The sequence below is a fragment of the Vibrio sp. Y10_XG_PY6 genome (genome assembly GCF_024181795.1).
Taxonomy (GTDB): domain Bacteria; phylum Pseudomonadota; class Gammaproteobacteria; order Enterobacterales; family Vibrionaceae; genus Vibrio; species Vibrio diabolicus.
Genome location: NZ_JAMZAQ010000002.1, coordinates 739,476 through 757,374, shown reverse-complemented (window position 1 = coordinate 757,374; position 17,899 = coordinate 739,476). Strand labels below are relative to the sequence as shown.

The 17,899-nt window shown below is 43.1% G+C and carries 14 protein-coding genes and 3 pseudogenes; 10 read left to right on the top strand and 7 right to left on the bottom strand.

The window, feature by feature from the left end:
• Nucleotides 1-3: 3 nt before the first annotated feature.
• Together NL644_RS11785 and NL644_RS11780 are read right to left on the bottom strand one after the other, a co-directional pair.
• Nucleotides 4-1,311 (bottom strand): HipA domain-containing protein, encoded by a 1,308-nt coding sequence (locus NL644_RS11785; protein ID WP_253658419.1) that lies wholly within the window; start codon nucleotides 1,309-1,311, stop codon nucleotides 4-6.
• 1 nt (nucleotide 1,312) lies between these two features.
• Nucleotides 1,313-1,858, bottom strand: a complete 546-nt coding sequence (locus NL644_RS11780; RefSeq protein ID WP_039453146.1) for a hypothetical protein — start codon at nucleotides 1,856-1,858, stop codon at nucleotides 1,313-1,315.
• A gap of 99 nt (nucleotides 1,859-1,957) precedes the next feature.
• On the opposite strand from NL644_RS11780, the gene NL644_RS11775 reads away from it, so the two are divergent.
• From NL644_RS11775 to NL644_RS11760, 4 genes and pseudogenes are all read left to right on the top strand, one after another.
• Nucleotides 1,958-2,167: a helix-turn-helix domain-containing protein gene (locus NL644_RS11775; RefSeq protein ID WP_039453138.1), complete on the top strand. Its 210-nt coding sequence runs from the start codon at nucleotides 1,958-1,960 to the stop codon at nucleotides 2,165-2,167.
• 685 nt (nucleotides 2,168-2,852) lie between these two features.
• Entirely contained in the window at nucleotides 2,853-3,695 is an 843-nt protein-coding gene (locus NL644_RS11770) for a hypothetical protein (RefSeq protein WP_039453133.1), read from the top strand.
• Nucleotides 3,673-4,077, top strand: coding sequence for a hypothetical protein (locus NL644_RS11765; RefSeq protein ID WP_039453131.1), 405 nt, complete (start codon nucleotides 3,673-3,675; stop codon nucleotides 4,075-4,077). Before NL644_RS11770 ends, NL644_RS11765 begins: the two co-directional genes overlap by 23 nt.
• 524 nt (nucleotides 4,078-4,601) lie before the next feature.
• Nucleotides 4,602-4,870, top strand: a pseudogene (locus NL644_RS11760) (transposase); the annotation flags it as partial.
• Between the two features lie 222 nt (nucleotides 4,871-5,092).
• Here NL644_RS11760 and NL644_RS11755 read toward each other — a convergent pair.
• Nucleotides 5,093-6,124 (bottom strand): IS110 family transposase, encoded by a 1,032-nt coding sequence (locus tag NL644_RS11755; protein ID WP_253658418.1) that lies wholly within the window; start codon nucleotides 6,122-6,124, stop codon nucleotides 5,093-5,095.
• Between the two features lie 68 nt (nucleotides 6,125-6,192).
• Between NL644_RS11755 and NL644_RS11750 the strand changes: the two are divergent.
• The 4 genes and pseudogenes from NL644_RS11750 to yfaE all read left to right on the top strand — a co-directional run.
• Nucleotides 6,193-6,708: pseudogene (locus NL644_RS11750) on the top strand (IS3 family transposase); the annotation flags it as partial.
• A pseudogene (locus NL644_RS11745) lies at nucleotides 6,675-7,043 on the top strand (transposase); the annotation flags it as partial. The pseudogenes NL644_RS11750 and NL644_RS11745, both read left to right, overlap by 34 nt.
• A 553-nt stretch (nucleotides 7,044-7,596) precedes the next feature.
• On the top strand, nucleotides 7,597-8,730 hold the full coding sequence (nrdB, locus tag NL644_RS11740; RefSeq protein ID WP_005376818.1) for a class Ia ribonucleoside-diphosphate reductase subunit beta: 1,134 nt from the start codon (nucleotides 7,597-7,599) through the stop codon (nucleotides 8,728-8,730).
• Nucleotides 8,730-9,011 carry a class I ribonucleotide reductase maintenance protein YfaE gene (gene yfaE, locus NL644_RS11735; RefSeq protein ID WP_005376817.1) on the top strand — a complete coding sequence of 94 codons (282 nt, stop codon included), beginning with the start codon at nucleotides 8,730-8,732 and terminating at the stop codon, nucleotides 9,009-9,011. The genes nrdB and yfaE overlap by 1 nt, the downstream gene beginning before the upstream one ends.
• 95 nt (nucleotides 9,012-9,106) lie before the next feature.
• Here the strand turns inward: yfaE and NL644_RS11730 are convergent, their stop codons facing one another.
• Nucleotides 9,107-10,339, bottom strand: coding sequence for a CinA family nicotinamide mononucleotide deamidase-related protein (locus tag NL644_RS11730; protein ID WP_114323231.1), 1,233 nt, complete (start codon nucleotides 10,337-10,339; stop codon nucleotides 9,107-9,109).
• Between the two features lie 193 nt (nucleotides 10,340-10,532).
• Between NL644_RS11730 and NL644_RS11725 the strand changes: the two genes are divergently transcribed.
• Nucleotides 10,533-11,435 (top strand): DUF3943 domain-containing protein, encoded by a 903-nt coding sequence (locus NL644_RS11725; protein ID WP_031780425.1) that lies wholly within the window; start codon nucleotides 10,533-10,535, stop codon nucleotides 11,433-11,435.
• Between the two features lie 241 nt (nucleotides 11,436-11,676).
• Nucleotides 11,677-12,189 (top strand): glycine cleavage system protein R, encoded by a 513-nt coding sequence (locus NL644_RS11720; RefSeq protein ID WP_005394795.1) that lies wholly within the window; start codon nucleotides 11,677-11,679, stop codon nucleotides 12,187-12,189.
• Between the two features lie 78 nt (nucleotides 12,190-12,267).
• Here NL644_RS11720 and nspC read toward each other — a convergent pair whose 3' ends face one another.
• From nspC to NL644_RS11705, 3 genes are all read right to left on the bottom strand, one after another.
• Nucleotides 12,268-13,401: a carboxynorspermidine decarboxylase gene (nspC, locus tag NL644_RS11715; RefSeq protein ID WP_048625711.1), complete on the bottom strand. Its 1,134-nt coding sequence runs from the start codon at nucleotides 13,399-13,401 to the stop codon at nucleotides 12,268-12,270.
• A 103-nt stretch (nucleotides 13,402-13,504) separates the two neighbouring features.
• On the bottom strand, nucleotides 13,505-14,749 hold the full coding sequence (locus NL644_RS11710; RefSeq protein ID WP_005394799.1) for a carboxynorspermidine synthase: 1,245 nt from the start codon (nucleotides 14,747-14,749) through the stop codon (nucleotides 13,505-13,507).
• An 18-nt stretch (nucleotides 14,750-14,767) separates the two neighbouring features.
• On the bottom strand, nucleotides 14,768-17,644 hold the full coding sequence (locus tag NL644_RS11705; protein ID WP_114323232.1) for a pyridoxal phosphate-dependent class III aminotransferase: 2,877 nt from the start codon (nucleotides 17,642-17,644) through the stop codon (nucleotides 14,768-14,770).
• Nucleotides 17,645-17,899 lie beyond the last annotated feature (255 nt).

Sequence of the window (17,899 nt, the reverse complement as noted above, 5' to 3'; positions counted from 1 at the left end):
TGTTTACTTAATTGATCTGTTTAACTTTTCGACGATCTTAGTGGCATGTTGAAATATTGCGTCCTTTACTAGCGAAAATTCCTTTTCAGGAAATCGATTGTCTACAGAGCTAAGTGCGCTACTAAATTGAGCGAGAAAGGCAGAGACGATTTCATGACAGTTCGTATTGCTGATACCGAACTGATTAGCTGTCTGCTCTATATGCCGTAAGCAAATTTTGCTGATATGATATTTGTATCCTCGTGATGCTTTCAGTCCCATTGCTAGCTTTAGCTTACGCTTATTTAAGCCTCTATTACCGATAGCGGGGTAAGCTGATAGCAAATCGTAGAACGGTGTAAGTTGATAGTGTCCGCTAGGAGCAATATGTACGGAAAAGTTCTTGAGATGACCGTCAGTTGCACCAATAAAATACTGAAAAACCATAAACTTAAAAAAGTCATGATTGTTCGCCTTACTTTCCGCAGAGAGACTTAAAGCATCAACAATTTTGGAGACACTTAGCTTGTTCTCCGATTGATATTTTTGATGTTCAGGTACACCAAAAACCTGGCAGAAATCTTCTTGGTGTCTACGAGTCACAACTCCGTCACCAAAACATCGGTCGAACCGTTTTACTGCAAGGGCTTTAGCTCCTGATTCAGTCGTTATTATCTCCATATCGGGCACTTTAAAACCAAGTTCCTTCGCTATTTGAGTACAGATGAATTCATTCTCAACACTGCTGCTCATATCCAGTACTGAGTTGCTTTGCGCAATTGCATCCATTGGGTATTTGATAATGTGGCTACTTAGTGATTTCTCTTGAGGTACATACCATTTACCGTTCAACCTAGTTAGAGTTGTTTTTCGCTGTGTTCCCGAAATACAAGGTCGATAATCCCCAAAAAATGGAAGAAATGACTTACGCTGGGTAACGAGTTCATTTAATTCACTTGCCGAGATCTCTCGATATTTCCATCCTATCTTTGGCGGCTCCCTACTCTGACTAAATGAAATGCCGCCCGTGCAATCATGACCTATCTTGGAGAGTAAATTGAATGCATCGTTGGATTGCACACCTACCGAGTGAGCAAGGCTTAATCGTTCTTCTTTCAAGTCAGGAAGCAGGTTGTGAATAAAATTCAGTGTATTAAATGATGAGCATTGTCCCTTTACGAGCGGCAGGCTCAACGAGATAGGGAAAGCTGAATCATATGCTAACCACTCATCAGAGTATGAAAATGACCAGTAGGTCTTCGACTGTTGGACAAACTGCCCCACGAGCATGTTGTTGTTTGTGGCATGTGCGTAAAGTATAGAATTGTGCAAATTAGCTCCCACTTTCTACTGGGTGGGCTGTATTTTTGTAGAAGGTAATTGCGTTTTCTACTGCAAGCATTTCGGCTTTGAGATCCAATCTACGATTGTCATACTCGGATATATACTCGTCTAAACACAGCCGAAGTTCTGAGTGTTGAGCACACAACTGATTGAAATGCTTCCATGTCCTTTTATGAAGAGAATAGGACTCTGACAGCTCTGACTGTTTATCTTGCAAAATCGTCAAAAGACTTTCTCTTTTGAAAGAAAGGCAGTTGGAGTCCTCACTGTAATTGTCGCAATCCACGACCTCCCAGTCGATATGGTTAAACATAAAACCTTTGGAAAATTCTTCATCACCATGCTTGTCGAAACCGCATGAAAGGACTGCGCCGATCAACGACATTTCCTTCAATTTTTTTTCGACGTATTCATCCGATAAGTATTCTTTTTCATCACTGTCTAATGGAAAGGATTTTAGGTCGTTGGCAGAGAAGTGTTCATTGTAATAAATGGCGAGAAATAGCTCTTTTCTGATTCTTACCTTCGTTTGCATAAAAAATGACCAATTGAGTTGATTTTGAGGATTATAATCCGTGGTCATATAGTCCGCAAGTGTGCATTGTTCAGGAAATTAATTTCATAAATAAAAAACATGAACACGAAACTTGCCGAAGCTGTAGGCCAACGTATTGTACAAATGAGAAGATCCAAAGGTTTACCTCAAGAGAAACTAGCCCTTCTCGCTGAGATAGATAGAAGCTATATGAGCCGCATAGAACGCGGTAAAATCAATATCACGCTTGAAAAGTTGTATCAGATTGCAGACACTTTGGGCTGTGATGTGAAGGAACTTCTGCCTTAATGAGTTAGGTTTGTATGCAGTTCAGACTGAATCGATTGGAGTTTATTTTAGGGATAGGGCTGTTTTTCACAGCTATGTTGCGGAGAGTTCAATGACAACGAAAGATCATGGGGTAATCTCTTTCGATTCTCTTGCCTTTTGGCTACAGCGTATTAACTACTTCCGCTGTTTCAACGTATAACGCACCTTATGCGAATTCACGTATGCTCATCATGCTGATTACCTAGCACTCACCCAATTTTGTGGTTATCAGGAGGATCGTCCTCTCACGATTTAGATCCCGATTGGCGAATGCCAACCTTCGTTACATTGTCGGATCCGCTACTTTATTCAGGCTCTTAGGTTCATCTGGTGATACTGATGGTTCACACATTGAGCGGTGAACAGCGCTTCATACGACCTCACATCGCACGCCCCAAACCGTTTTAGTCATATCGCACTTTATGTCCTGTTAATCGTTAGTGCTAATTTGCCCTACTAAATGTTATCCAATAAGCGTGAGGTAAGTCGGATAACAATGAAGTTTGATCACATATGACTTTAAAAAATCGAGGTCGATTCTGGTAGGCAAGTTAAGAAGCCAACATGTTTAGTCTAGCTAATGGTGAGGTCAAACATTTGTTGGCACTTAAATATGATGTAAAATTTATAACCATATGAACAATAATGATTAACGGACTAGGCAATGGAAGCAACGGTTTTAGAGTTTCACCTTGAATACAACTCTAACAGGAAGAATCCTGCGGAAGTATTTCACGCTATGGGGGATTTCATTTCAGCGTATCAGGAGATGGGGCAAATTATTGCTCAGGCTGTTGATTCAGAGATGATTTTTGATGTTGAGTTGCAAGAGGTTACTCATGGTTGCATTCTCGCTAAGTTGTTATTAAAGGTTGAGGAGTGGACAAGGCCTGACTCCCTTTTCAGGGAGTTGACTGGTGAGATGTCTCAAAAAGAGCAGGTTCAACACGTCACTAATAATGAAAGAGATAGACTGAAGAATGAGATGGCTATAAGAGGTCGTTCAAGTCGCCTTGATCCTTACATTAGTGATTTAGATGTTGCTTTAGTTGCTGAGAAGTGGTCTGAGGGCAATAAAAAGCTGTTACCTGATGAGTATCTTAAAGTTTGCAATGAAGGTGCTAAGTTAGCTGAGGTAATCCCTTTTGATCCTAACTTTAGATTCACTGGTAATGTAAAAAAGATGTTCTCTAGTGACCGAGGTCACTTTGACGGTGAAGAAATCGTTGAAGTTTTTAAACCTTGTAAAAAGGCTACTTCTAAGTGGGAAGTAATTAGCACTAGGACTCATAAGAGATACAGCGCAGAAATTACACACAAAGAGTGGTTGGATGAATATCTGAACTCTGAGGTTCGTCTGGGGGGAAGTGACTATCTGCGAGTTCACGCAGAGTATGACGTTGTCGTTGAGAAAGGTGAAGAACGTATCAAAAATGCAAAGATAAAAGAGATCAAAGAAGTCATTACTTATCGTGGAACTCAGAATGAAATACCAACATCAGAATGAGTTTAAGGCGGTAGCTACATCTTATCTGTTCATTATCACCCCATTCATCTTGCTTGTCTTGGTTAAGGTCTTGACGGGGAAGTATGATGATTTGTTGCTTACAGGCGATTGGTCTATTGCTAGTGCGATGATTTATTCAAGTTCAATTATCAATGTTCGAAGTGCTACTAGAAAGTATCATGGCGAGCTAAACGAAGTTGGTCTTGATTGGTTTATGACGGTTACCAGTGTGATGTCAGCAATTAGCGTTACGATTTATGTTGTTGCTTTAATGCAACCTAGTAAATGGGTCGGCGTGTTGCAGATAACTCTATTCGTTGCTGCTTCATTTGCCCACATGAAATACGGGAGGTTAGCTTATCGCCTTAGAGGTGAGAGTTAAGAGACTTTCCATTCCTGAGTTAATTAATGGTTTGCCAATGCAGAAAAGTGGCAGCCCCATTCCAAGTTAATGTTAATACTCAGTGCAGCTCACGATACTGAGTTTTGACGTACATAAAGTAATGAATAGATAAAAGGCCTATCAGGGCTTCCTTATTTGGTTCACTGGCACTATCTATCTCGCTCTGTGAGTTTAAAAGGTGTATTCTGACTTAGTACCATATAATTTGGCAAGTTTTTGATATTATTGTAAATATAAGGTGTGGCGATGAATCAATTGTTCTCTACTCTGACTACATCGAGTTACGATTGGAGTATAGATTTTAAAACAAAGAAGGATTTTATAGCGGTAGCTAACGAAATAGGTTACACCTTCACTTCTTCTAAAACGACTAATGAAGTATCGGACTTTATAAAGAGAAAAGTAGTATCGTTATTAAGTTCAAACGAATGTCCTTACGAATGATCCGTCCCAGCAGTTTTGGACACCGAGTTAAGTGAGTACAATCACTAACGAGGTGAACAATGACAACTAAGAAAACTAGAATTAAACATTCCCCTGAATTTAAGGCAGAAGCCCTGAAGCTAGCAGAGAAAGTGGGAGTAGCTGCGACAGCAAGACAGCTTTCTTTACATGAATCTCAAATCTACGGGTGGCGGAAGAACTCGAAGAAAGACACCAATACTAGTCAGCGAGAGCAAGAGCTAGCCGCAGAGGTTGCCAAGCTAAAAAGGCAATTGGCTGAGCAAGCAGAAGAGCTAGAAATTGTAAAAAAGGCCGCCACCTACTTCGTATATGGAATCCACGGGTTTTACAAGATAAAAATGTGCAATGGATAAGATGCGGTCGTATATTCGGTTTCTTATTGAAGGAGCTACCTTCTAACCTTTGATGTGTACGCACCTACTGTCCTTGTCGCGAAAGAAGCTTTTAAAAGCATTGCGAAGTAGTCAGGGTCTCAGTAGGTTGGTCTAACCATTGAACATCATTATTTGTAATCTGTTAATTCATATAGCTAAATAGATAATGGCTTTGGCTGATAAGCCGTTTCATAGTGGAGCATTGCCCAAGCTGTCCTGACCGTCTTGTTTGCCAAAGCGATACAGGCTCTTTTGAACCCAACCCTATCGACCAACTTGATAAGCCATGCCTGCTTCTGGTTTTTTGGCGATTCGGGCAATCGGTAAATATATGCCATGGCACCAAGGTATAGCATTGAACGGAGATCTTTGACACCGCCAAATTTATCTATGCCCAGCATTGTTACTTTACCGCCTGAACTGTATTGTTTCGGTGTTAGCCCAACAAACGCTGAAGCTTGCCGTCCATTGGTAAATTGCGTTCCGTTACCTAAAGTAGCGTAGAGCATGGAAGCTATTGTTTCACCGACACCTTCCAGTGCCATGAGTCTTTTGCAAGGTTCTATCTGACGAGTTGTCGAGTTCATGGATTTCTGGAGCTTGCTCAGTTCATCTTTCAGGTTAAGGTATTGCTGCCATAGCATCGACAAGGTTGTGACCAAGCTTGCTGGCAAAACATCACTTTCATAGAGTGTTGAAGTGACCAATTCAGCCAGCCCTTTAGTACCTTTGGCTTTGACGATACCGTACTCGTTAATAATGCCTCGGATGTGCAGCCCCAATGACACTATGGTTTTTGATAGAAACTGACGATTTGCTTCAAGAGACATCAAGGTTTGTTGCTCCATTGATTTGGGCTTGCTGTATTTTATTCCTATCTGGAGCGCCGCATTAGCGATGGCAAGAGCATCATTGGCATCAGTTTTATGGCCATCAACATATGCCTTTACCTTTTTCGGATTGATTATCCGTACTTCGTGTCCGAAAGACTCAGCGTATCTGCCCCAGTAGTGGCAACTAGCGCAGCCTTCTAGAGCAACAAGAGATGGCTTGGATTTAGCGAGTAACTCCTTAAGTTTCTGCCTGCTTACTGCTTTGTTACTGAGCAGTTCTCCTTGGCGGCTAATATGGCAAACCTGTAACACGTTTTTTGCTAAATCTATACCGATGACGTTCGTTCTTAGCATGATGACACCTCGTTTTCATGTTCCTGCCTATGCTTAAGTTTTGCAGAGAATGAGTGGATTCCATACATCGCGAAAAATCTAAAGTAAATTGCTATGAATTTATGCTCGAACACCTGCTGAGCTTCAGTATTGTGCGTATGGCTAAGGTGTTCGGGGTATCCCGAAGTGGGTTTTATTACTGGGTTAAGCATCGCCATAAGGCCATCCAACACGAGGCAATTCGCCAAAAGCTTGATACAAAGGTCAAAGAAGCTTTCGACAACAGCAAAGGCCGAGATGGCTCAAGGCGTATCCAATAAGAACTGTCTGAGAGCGGTGATAACTACAATGTTAAAACCATTGCTGCCAGTATGAAACGTCAAGATTTAACGCCGAAAGCTACACGCAAGTTTAAGTGCACTACGGACAGCAAGCATCAAATGCCTGTTGCTCCAAACTTGTTGGCTCAGAACTTTAGCGCATCGGCTCCGAATGAAAAATGGGCTGGAGACATCACCTATATCATCAACCTACGATCTGATCAGCTAAGTTCATTCAAATACTTAGACCAATGGCCAAGCCTCACTACAAAACAACCAATTGGAAACACTATCACCAGGCTTTAATCAATTGCAGTTCACTGACATTTTAGATTGATGAAGAAGCTATCCAGTTATGGAAGCAAATCAGACAAGGTAGCGTGGGAGGCCTCGTTTGTTTAGTGATTACGACTGCTCTTATGATTAAATGAGTATTTTCAATGCAGTCGAGAGGTCTGCAAGGGTTCATAAAGTCTATTTTCAAGCTCGCACAACTGCCGTTGTCATGCCCTCATTACTCATGTATTAGTAAGCGAGCCAAAACAGTTAACGTCGCATTCAAAACAAAGACTAAAGGAACAGTCCTGCATCTAGTCATTGATGCTACGACGCTAGGTATTCCTGAAGCGATAGTTATTGCCTAAGAATTCGTCATATTAGGCTCGTTTTTAACTGAACTCGAATTAGTAAATAAAGCATCGAATAGCACAAATGTTTCAAACATTGAGTCACTCCAACACTTTTAACGGGATAGCTCCATGTTACGAGGAGATACACTCCTTTTACGCACAACACTTTTTATCTTCAAATATGTAACATTTTTTCCTGAGAACTGGCAAATATGCAAGTTTGTTCTTACCGACATTCGAGTAACATACTTGGGAGAGATAACATCTGATTTTAGTCAATTTATGTTTATATTATGGGTAAGGTTCATGTTACAATAACAACATTATACATTACCTTGCTGCTATAGGGTTGTAAGAGGTGGGCTAGATAGGTTTAATTATGTACCGCACATGGGCTGAATGATATGATACCGACCCACCCACTCGATGTTACATTCAAAACTCGCGGCATAACAAGATTTAATCTACCCGCACCCAACACTCCGTAAAGACAGACTATCGATAACCTCCCCTTATGGGGAGGTTTAAAAGGAATTGAGGCATTATGGCTTACAGTACTTTTAACCAAAAAAAGAATGACCAGTTGAAGGAACCAATGTTCCTAGGTCAATCAGTAAACGTTGCACGCTACGACCAACAAAAGTTTGAGATTTTCGAAAAGCTTATCGAGAAACAACTTTCTTTCTTCTGGCGTCCAGAAGAAGTAGACGTATCTAGTGACCGTATCGATTACAACAAACTGCCAGATCACGAGAAGCACATCTTCATCTCTAACTTGAAGTACCAAACGCTTCTAGACTCTATCCAAGGTCGTAGCCCTAACGTGGCACTGCTGCCGCTTGTATCTCTGCCGGAACTAGAGACTTGGATTGAGACTTGGTCTTTCTCTGAAACGATTCACTCTCGTTCTTACACGCACATTATTCGTAACATCGTGAACGACCCTGCTGTGGTATTTGATGATATCGTTGAGAACGAGCACATCCTGAAGCGTGCAAAAGACATCGCGCACTACTACGACGATTTGATTCAAGCGACGAATGATTACCATCGCTACGGTGAAGGTGAGCATGTCCTTAACGGTGAAACGGTTAAGGTTAGTCTGTACGATCTGAAGAAGAAACTGTACATCTGTCTGATGTCTGTGAACGCTCTAGAAGCCATCCGTTTCTACGTTAGTTTCGCATGTTCATTCGCTTTCGCTGAGCGTGAGCTAATGGAAGGTAACGCGAAAATCATTAAGCTGATTGCACGTGATGAAGCGCTTCACCTGAACGGTACGCAACACATGATCAACTTGCTACGTAACGGTCAGGATGATTTCACTTTCATGCAAATCGCAGAAGAAGCAAAACAAGACTGTTTTGACCTATTCAAAGAAGCGGCTGAGCAAGAAAAAGAGTGGGCAGAGTATCTATTCAAAGATGGCTCTATGATCGGTCTAAACAAAGACATCCTAAGCCAATATGTTGAATACATCACCAACATCCGTATGCAAGCAGTAGGTCTACCTGCAGCTTATCCAGAAGCAACAACCAACCCAATCCCATGGATTAACGCTTGGTTGTCTTCAGATAACGTTCAAGTTGCACCTCAAGAAGCGGAAATTTCTTCTTACCTTGTGGGTCAAATTGACAATGAAGTTCGCGCAGACGACTTCGAAGGATTCGAGCTGTAATGGCAACACTCAAAATCAACAAACTCATCAGTATTGAATCCAACCCTTCCAATACAATTTTGGAAACAATGGAGCAAGCTGGCTTATTACCAGAATACAACTGTCGTGATGGACACTGTGGTGCTTGTCGCTGCAAGTTGGAATCTGGTGAAGTGGAGTATGTTGGTTTTGCCATGGCTTACACGCAAAGTGATGAGATATTACCTTGTATTTGTAAAGCAAAATCGGATTTGTCACTCAGTGGCGTTAACTACGCGATGAAAGAAAAGCAGCGCGCATAACGTGACTCGACGGTATAAAACGCAAAAGCCAAGGTGATTACCTTGGCTTTTTTGTATCTACGTGTTTTATCTCTCAGGCTGTTATAGGTCTCTGGTTATAAAGCACTATCTGGGAGATGCATCTCTTTAACTTTCTCTAAAAATGCATAATGTGCAAACATCGGTTTACGTTCTAGGTAGCGACGCAACAAGTCTAGTGCTGCCGTACTGATCACTTTAACTTGGTCATTACGCGGATACTTTTTCGAGAGTTTATATAATGCTCCCCACTCGCCTGACGGTGTCGATAAAGCGACGGAAAAAACACCCTCTTCAATATCGCCAGTGACGAGTGATAAATCCGTCCCACACTTCTCTCGCGTCGCTCCTGCCAGAGCAAAGGTTTCCGCTAATGGGTCTCCGCTGTTGCTCATCGCTTGAGTCTGGCTTGGTAGTACCCAACCATGTCCAAGTTGCCTTTCAGCGTTTTCATCACTATTTAACCAATAAGTTAAGTATCCCCCGCTGCTTTTTTCGGAGATAGACACCGTTAGTCCTTTATCGACCAACAACTGGCCGACATTTTCAACCATAGGTAAATCAATACTAACGGTATTGCTTTCAAGATGCTTATTGATCATCTGTACCAACTTCAAACGCTGTTCAAGCTGGTCAGAAGGGCCAAAGAGTTTCACTTCAATAAAAGGTAAGTAAGAGCGATAACCAAGCTCATACCCTTGAGGAAATTTTAGCTGATCAAGCTTGTCCGAGATGCCGGATTCGGAAAGGCCAAACGTATAGATTCGACTACAACATGAACCTTGCACCTCTGGAAAAGCTCTTCTCAGATCAGGCAAAATTTGCGTCTCTGCCATAAGCTTAAATTCACTTGGCACACCCGGCGTAAAATAAAAAATGGCATCATTAATCAGCATCTTAAAACCACAGGCCGTGCCTATCGGGTTATCCAGAATCTCAGCCGTTTCTGGTAGCATGGCTTGTTTTAAATTACTGTCTGGCATTGGGATGCCACGTCGAGCATACAAACTTTCTAGATGCTGCAACCACTCTTTGAAAAGCACGAGTTTACACTCAGCAGCTCTCGCGGCGGCGGCCGCACTCATATCATCGGTCGTTGGCCCTAAACCACCATTCACGATCACCACGTCATTGTTGAAGCTCAACATTAAAAACTCTTCAACCAAGCTCGACAGGCTATCACCAACCGTTGAGCGCTTTGTTAAGCCAAATCCATGTTGATAAAACAGGCTAGATAACCATGCCGCATTCGTATCAACAATATCACCGTGGAGCACTTCCTCACCGGTACTAAGCATTGCTATTTTCACAACTGACTCCTGAACATAAGCACAATCCTATTATTCGTTATAGTGCTTATTTTTCTTTTTATTTGGACGAATCTCGACGAGATATATTGGGACTAAATAAGGATCAAGTATTTAAATGGTTGATGTTTTGAGGGATAATTGCGAGCCCGATCATCACACCATCAACTCGGAGACCTTTGTGTCAAAATCATCCATGTTCAAGAAAACTCTAACTGGCCTTTGCTTGACTTCGTCAGCGCTTGCGCACGCAAGTCAGTACGATATGACCAGTCATACGGAGTTTTCTTACACACCTGATTGCTTGTCAGGTTACTGCGAAACGACGACTCTGTACACCTTCGAGTCTCAAAATCGCGGTCTTATGTTTGAACAGAATAATGATGATTCATTAAATCTTGATGCAGGGCTTCAGCCTAAACATCTCATAATCCCTCAAGATAAAGACTGGGATTACCTCATGGGTCAAACCTACACCATTCTTGGCCTGAGTATCGCAACCGTTGGTATGATGACTTTCCTTCCAGAAAGTATCACTAAGTGGGACGAAGAAGACCGAGACATGAGTAAGCTGGGTCAAAAATGGAAAGATAATGTCTCTGACGGGCCTGTTTGGGATCGTGATGAACATGTCCTCAACTACATCATGCACCCTTATTTTGGCGGCGTTTACTACACAGCCGCACGCCACGCTGGCTATAACGAGTTTCAGTCATTCTTGTACTCCGCAACCATGTCAACGTTCTTTTGGGAGTACGGAGTAGAGGCATTTGCAGAAGTGCCATCTTGGCAGGATATTTTTATCACACCATTCTTTGGTGCTGTGGTTGGCGAAATGATGCTCACTGCTGAGCAAGATATTGTAGCAAACGGCGGCGAAGTCATGGGCTCTGAAACCGTCGGTGATGTATCACTCTTCTTCCTAAACCCTGTTGGGCATATCCATTATTGGGTAACCGATGCGTGGGGCGGTAGTGCAGAGCTACAATTTAATTCATCACCTTGGTTTGGTAATCAAGACGTCGCAAAATTCGCAATGGACGCAGGCGCCAACTACGACAGCCAATTTTACGGTGTCGAACTAAAAGTAACATTTTAGCCTTGACTTGAGTTGAGTTGAGTTGAGTTGATACTCAGTAGAAAAGCAGCCTTATGGTGGCTGCTTTTTTGTGCCCTAAACATCGTTTTAATTATTTGCTTCACGAATTAGTGTCAAAAATTGACTTTCATCAAACATAACCCTCTCCTAGCACCTACACTAAATAAAAGGATTTATTCCAATAACTTAAGTAGCACGTTTATTCGTACTGCGTCCAAACCTTATTCCAGGAGGGGACATTATGAACACCGTATTTATTGTTAATTTTGTCGGACAAGCGTCACCCGCAACTATCAAAGAACTCGCAGCAATTACTCATGAAAATGGCGGTAAATGGCTGATAAGCAAAGTAAACTTTATTGAAGATCAAGTTGCAGGTGTCATCAAAGTAGAGCTTCCAAGAGAAAATGCCGACATCGTTAAAGAGGCGTTCTCTTCATGTCAAACTCTTGTGGTTAGGTTCGTTGACTCGGATCCTCACTCGCATCGTGAAGACACTATCTTTCAGCTTCGCTTAGATGCCAACGATAGAGCAGGTATTGTGAATGAAATTACTCACGTTCTCGATAATCAAGGCATTTCAATTCTAGATATGGATTGCCAACGCGTATTCATTGCAGGCGGCGGTGGGGTAAGCTCCAGCTTATTCAGCGCAAAAATGGCGATTAAATTGCCTAGCGAGCTAGAGATAGAGGACGTGGCGAATGAGTTAGAATCTCTGAGTGAAGACACTCGTGTAATTGTAGAAAGCTAACTGCATGCCTTTAACGCTTCCCCAATAAAAAAGAGCAGCAATTCAGCTGCTCTTTGTCGTTCTAATACTCAATACGTTTTATTTCACTGACCACTGAGATAGTGAACGTTTGAAATCAGAGTAGTCAAATTCATTCAGTTTTTGAATGTCACCATTCGAGCGTTCACAGTAAACCGAAGGCATACGTAGACCGTTAAACCAGTTCAGTTTCACCATGGTGTAACCTGCACTATCTAGAATGTGCAGACGCTGTCCGATCTCGAGAGGCTGTTCGAAGTTCGCCACGCAAAACTGGTCACCAGCTAAACAAGAGCACGATCCAATCACGTATTCATGTTCACCGTTTTCAGATGCTTCAAGAATGGACGCTGGCTCGTTGTAGATAAGTGTATCCAAACGGTGGGCTTCTGTTGCTGAATCGACAATCGCCGTCTTCTTTACATTCTCCACAATATCAACCACTGTTACGACAAGATCGGTTGTCTTAGTGATGATCGCTTCACCCGGTTCTAGATACATTTGTACGCCGTGTTTCTCTGAGAATGCTTTAAGCGCTAAACCCAACTTCTCGATGTCGTACCCCGGCCATGTGAAGAAAACGCCGCCACCCATACTTACCCAGTCCAGCTTATCTAGGTACTCGCCAAACTGCTCTGAAATAGCATCGAGTAAGCCGATAAACGCATCCACGTCTTTGTTCTCACAGTTCATGTGGAACATTACGCCATCAATACCATCAAAAATTTCCGGTTTGATGTGATCAGCCTGAACACCAAGACGAGAGAATTGACGAGCTGGGTTTGCTAAGTCTTGCCCTGCGTAGCTCACACCTGGGTTTAGGCGCAAGCCAATCGATGCTTTACCTTCGACAATATGACGATAAGCCGCTAACTGTGACTGAGAGTTAAAGATCATCTTGTCACAGATGTTCGCCACATCGCGAACGTCATCTTCGCTGTAACCCACACTGTATGCGTGTGTCTCACCACCGAATGTTTCGTAGCCAAGCTTCACTTCAAACGGGCCAGAGCTGGTTGTTCCGTCTAGGTAAGGCTTGATGATGTCGAATACACCCCATGTTGAGAAGCACTTCAGTGCTAATACAAGCTTCACACCAGAGATGTCTTTTAACTGTTTTGCTTTCTCTAGGTTCTCAATCAGCTTGTCTTCATTGATCATGAAGTATGGCGTTTTTAGTTCGTTTTGTTGCATTTTGATACCTTACGTCCCTTCGCCTTAGCAAAGGCACTATAAAATCGAACAAAGCCGACGCAAGTGCATCGGCTTAAACGTACGAATAAGAGTCGCTAAATTCTTACTTCAATTTATGGATAACAGGTTGTCCTGGCTCCAGTTCTTGAACATGCCAATCTAGACCAATCGATGGCATGGTTTCTAGGAATGGGTCTGGATCTAGCTGCTCCATGTTGAACACGCCTTTGTCTGCCCACTTACCACGGAAAAACTGCAAAGCCGCGGTGATCGCAGGTACGCCAGTGGTGTATGAGATAGCTTGGTGTTCAACATCTTCGTACGCCACTTCGTGATCTGCGTTGTTGTAGATAAATACGCTGCGATCTTTACCGTCTTTCTTACCTTGTACCCAAGTACCGATACACGTTAAGCCTGTGTAACCTGGTGCGAGAGATGTTGGGTCCGGCAGTAGCGCTTTCAATACGTGTAGAGGTTGGACTACCGTGCCGTCGTGCAGCGTTAGTGGATCTGGGCTGAGTAGACCAATGTCACGCATTACATTGAAGTAATTTAGGTAACGGTCACCAAAGCCCATCCAGAATTCGATACGTTTCGCCGGGATGAACTCTTGCATAGATCGAACTTCGTCGTGTGCCATTGAGTACACTTTATGTGAACCACAGTTCGGGAATTCAAACTCAAGCATACGTGAGTGACAAGGTACTTGTTTCCACTCGCCGTTTTCCCAGTAGAAGGAATCACCTTGAATCTCAAGCATGTTCGTTTCTGGATCAAAGTTAGTTGCGAACTTCTTGCCGTGGTCGCCTGCGTTGACATCCATTACGTCGATAGTATCGATTTCATCGAACAGATGCTTCACTGCGTATGCGGCAAACACCGATACTACGCCCGGATCGAAACCGGCACCAAGAATACCTGTGATACCCGCCTCTTCAAACTTCTCACGGTAGCCCCACTGCCAATCGTAAGCTTGAGGTACTTGTTGGCCTTCAGAACACAAATCAACCGCAACAGATGTATCAAGGTATGACACTTTAGCTTGGTAACATGCTTCCATAATAGACATGTTCACCCAAGGAGGACCCGCGTTGATCACTAAGTCAGGCTGCACTTCTTTAATTAAAGCAACTAAAGAATCTACGTCGTCCGCGTTTACCGCACGAGCTTCTAGTTTCTTAGTTGAATCTTTCAGATTGTTTTTCTTCTGAATCGATTCGATGATTTTCTCACACTTACCTACGGTACGTGATGCGATTGTGATATCACCCAGAACGTCGTTGTTTTGTGCTGCTTTATGTGCAACTACCCAGCCAACACCGCCTGCACCAATCTGTAGAATTGCCATAGTTTTCCGTTACCTTTGTTAAACTAGCTCTGCCGCTAGCGTATTGATTTTTGAGAGCAAAGATTCAAAGTCCGCCGTCGTCAGACACGGGTTCAAAATCGTAAATTTCAATGCAGTTTTACCGTCGACAATGGTTTCACCCAATATCGCGATACCGCGTGTTAACGCTTCTAAGCGCAACGTTTTATTCAGTTCATCAAGATCCGCTGATTCATGTGTCGCGCGGAACAGAACCGTAGATAGCGATGGTTCAGCCAACAACTCAAAGTGTTTGTTATCTCGAATCATGTCCGCAACTTCAAGCGTCTGATCAAGCAAATGATCGTACATATCGCCTAGGGCTTTTGGCCCCACGCTTTGCATCGTCATAAACACTTTTAGCGCATCAAAACGCTTAGTTGTAGCAATAGACTTATCCACCAAGTTCGGTAGTTCGTCGTGCTCGCGGTTCAAATAGTCTGCATGATGAAGCAGGAACTTAAAGTTAGACTTGTCATTCACCAACAGCGCACCACAACTGATGGTTTGGTAAAATAACTTGTGGAAGTCTACGCTGATGGAGTGTGCACGCTCACAACCTTTCAAACGGGCTTTTTGGCTACTTAGAATCAGAGCTCCCCCGTATGCACCGTCGACGTGCATCCACATGTCATGTTTCGCTGCCATATCGGCGATAAAGTCTAGGTCATCAATAGCACCGTGATCCGTAGTACCCGCTGTGCCGACAATTGCAAATGGGATCAAACCTTCTGCTTTTGCCTGATTTAGAACTTCGTCTAACTTAGTGACATCCATCGTTCCATCGGCATTAGCATCGACGGTCATAACCGCTTTTTCACCCAATCCCATCCAAGACGCTGATTTTTGAACCGTGAAGTGGGATTTTTTCGAACACACTATACGCAGCTTGTCTGCGTATTCAGGAAGGCCAAGCTTTTGAATTGAGTGCGCACTGAGTTTGTCAGCAATCCAATCACGCGCAAGCATCAAACCCATTTGATTACTTTGCGTGCCGCCGCTCGTGAAGATACCGTCCGCTTTTGCACCTAACTCATATTTATCGCATAGCCAGTTCACAACTTTCTGTTCAACATAAGTCGCTGATGAAGCTTGATCCCATGAGTCCATTGACTGGTTCAAAGCCGCAATCATTGCCTCTGCGGCAATAGCAGGCATCAACGGTGGAGTATGAAGGTGAGCAATACAATCTGGATGTTGAGTAAAAATCGCATTTTTTGCGACCAACTCGGCAGCATCATCAATAACCGTTTTGAGAGGCGCATTTTTATTGTCAAGATCAACAGCATGGATCGCTGCTTCCAATGCTTTTGGATCCATACCTGAGTATGGTGCAGCAACCTGTTCAAACACTGATTTCATTGCTGTCGTAGTGTGATTCATCACCGAAGCAAACTCATTGCTGCCCAACTCTCCAGTGTGGATGAAATGCTTCTTCCATTCATCTTGTGGCTGAGTTTCGATGTGACTACCGCCTGCTGCTAAAATCGCATCTTCAAATACACGTAAAGCAAAGTCGATTTGCTCAAACGAGATGATAAGAGGAGGAAGGAAGCGAATTACTGCACCTTCACGTCCGCCTTTCTCAACGATCAAGCCACGCTCAAGTGCTGCGCGTTGAATGGAAAGAGTGAGTTCACTATCCGCTTGAGGTTCGCCAAATTTATTGAGCTCACCGTTTGGATTTTTAATCTCCACACCAAGCATCAAGCCTTTGCCACGTACTTCTGCGATACAGTTCACGCGCTTTTGAATGCTTTCAAGACCATAGCGCAAATACTGGCCCGCAATATTGGCGTGCTCAACCAGATTGTCACGCTGGATGATTTCTAATGCTTTCGCACCAGAGACCATGGCTAACTGATTGCCACGAAACGTACCTGTGTGTTCGCCCGGCTTCCAAGTATCATGCTGCTTGTTGATAACCAATAGCGACATTGGTAAGCCACCGCCAATAGCTTTTGATAAACACAGGATATCTGGAACAATTCCCGACTCTTCAAATGCGAAATTGTAGCCAGTTTTACCAACACCACACTGGATCTCATCGAAGATCAGTAAGATACCGTGTTCATCACAAATACGACGTAACTCTCGCAGCCAGAATGCTGGCGCAGGAACAACACCACCCTCACCTTGCACTGGCTCAACGATGAGCGCAGCAGGCTTCATAATGCCCGATTCATCATCGTTTAAAAGACGATCGATATAGCGAATGCTTGCTTTCGCACCTTCATCACCGCCAAGCCCAAATGGACAACGCAGATTGTATGGGAAAGGCATAAAGTGCACATCTGACATTAAACCAGTTCGACGCGCTTTCGTACCTAGGTTGCCCATCATGCCCATTGTGCCGTTAGTCATACCATGATATGCGCCACGAAAAGCAAACATGGTGTTGCGACCAGTAGTCTGCTTTGCGAGTTTGATCGCGGCTTCAACTGCATCGGCTCCAGACGGACCACAAAATTGGATAACGCTGTTCTCACTTAACTCTTGAGGAAGAAAAGATTTAACAGATTGAATAAACGTCGTTTTTGCTGATGTTGCAATATCTAGCGTCTGATATGGCAGACCCGAATCTAATTGCTCTTTCAGAGCTTGGTTTATTTCAGGATGGTTATACCCCAAAGCTAGAGTGCCCGCCCCCGCAAGGCAGTCTAAAAAGATCTGTCCACGTGTATCTTCAACCAAGCAACCAAAAGCTTGTTTGATTGCGATTGGCAAGCGACGTGGATAAGAACGTACTTCAGATTCATGCTCAGCCTGATCAATCAATACTTGATCTGGCGTTAAGTCATACGTTCCCTCAACGATAGGAACCTGAGACGAAAAAATGTTTGCGATATTGCTATCGACTTCAAAGGCAGTGCTCATACTACATAATCCCTTGAATTATAATAATTCTATATCCTGTATTAATAATCATTGGAATGAAGTTACAGGAGGTGTGTATACCCCTCCGCATTTGTCAGTGCAAAATGACAAATACAGATCATCTGCCACGATACTCGTGACTTTATATGTAAAAGGGATTAATCAAGGTTCCGTAATGCACCCGTTTTGTAAAACAGGACATTTCGGCAGTATGAAGCTGATTAGTGTGTGTTTATTCAAAGGTTTCAATGTTGG

Coding starts and splice junctions, on each gene's coding strand:
- NL644_RS11780 (WP_039453146.1), bottom strand. CDS start 1,858: ATGCAAACGAAGGTAAGAATCAGAAAAGAGCTATTTCTCGCCATTTAT.
- NL644_RS11775 (WP_039453138.1), top strand. CDS start 1,958: ATGAACACGAAACTTGCCGAAGCTGTAGGCCAACGTATTGTACAAATG.
- NL644_RS11770 (WP_039453133.1), top strand. CDS start 2,853: ATGGAAGCAACGGTTTTAGAGTTTCACCTTGAATACAACTCTAACAGG.
- NL644_RS11765 (WP_039453131.1), top strand. CDS start 3,673: ATGAAATACCAACATCAGAATGAGTTTAAGGCGGTAGCTACATCTTAT.
- NL644_RS11755 (WP_253658418.1), bottom strand. CDS start 6,124: ATGCTAAGAACGAACGTCATCGGTATAGATTTAGCAAAAAACGTGTTA.
- nrdB (WP_005376818.1), top strand. CDS start 7,597: ATGGCTTACAGTACTTTTAACCAAAAAAAGAATGACCAGTTGAAGGAA.
- yfaE (WP_005376817.1), top strand. CDS start 8,730: ATGGCAACACTCAAAATCAACAAACTCATCAGTATTGAATCCAACCCT.
- NL644_RS11725 (WP_031780425.1), top strand. CDS start 10,533: ATGTTCAAGAAAACTCTAACTGGCCTTTGCTTGACTTCGTCAGCGCTT.
- NL644_RS11720 (WP_005394795.1), top strand. CDS start 11,677: ATGAACACCGTATTTATTGTTAATTTTGTCGGACAAGCGTCACCCGCA.
- nspC (WP_048625711.1), bottom strand. CDS start 13,401: ATGCAACAAAACGAACTAAAAACGCCATACTTCATGATCAATGAAGAC.
- NL644_RS11710 (WP_005394799.1), bottom strand. CDS start 14,749: ATGGCAATTCTACAGATTGGTGCAGGCGGTGTTGGCTGGGTAGTTGCA.
- NL644_RS11705 (WP_114323232.1), bottom strand. CDS start 17,644: ATGAGCACTGCCTTTGAAGTCGATAGCAATATCGCAAACATTTTTTCG.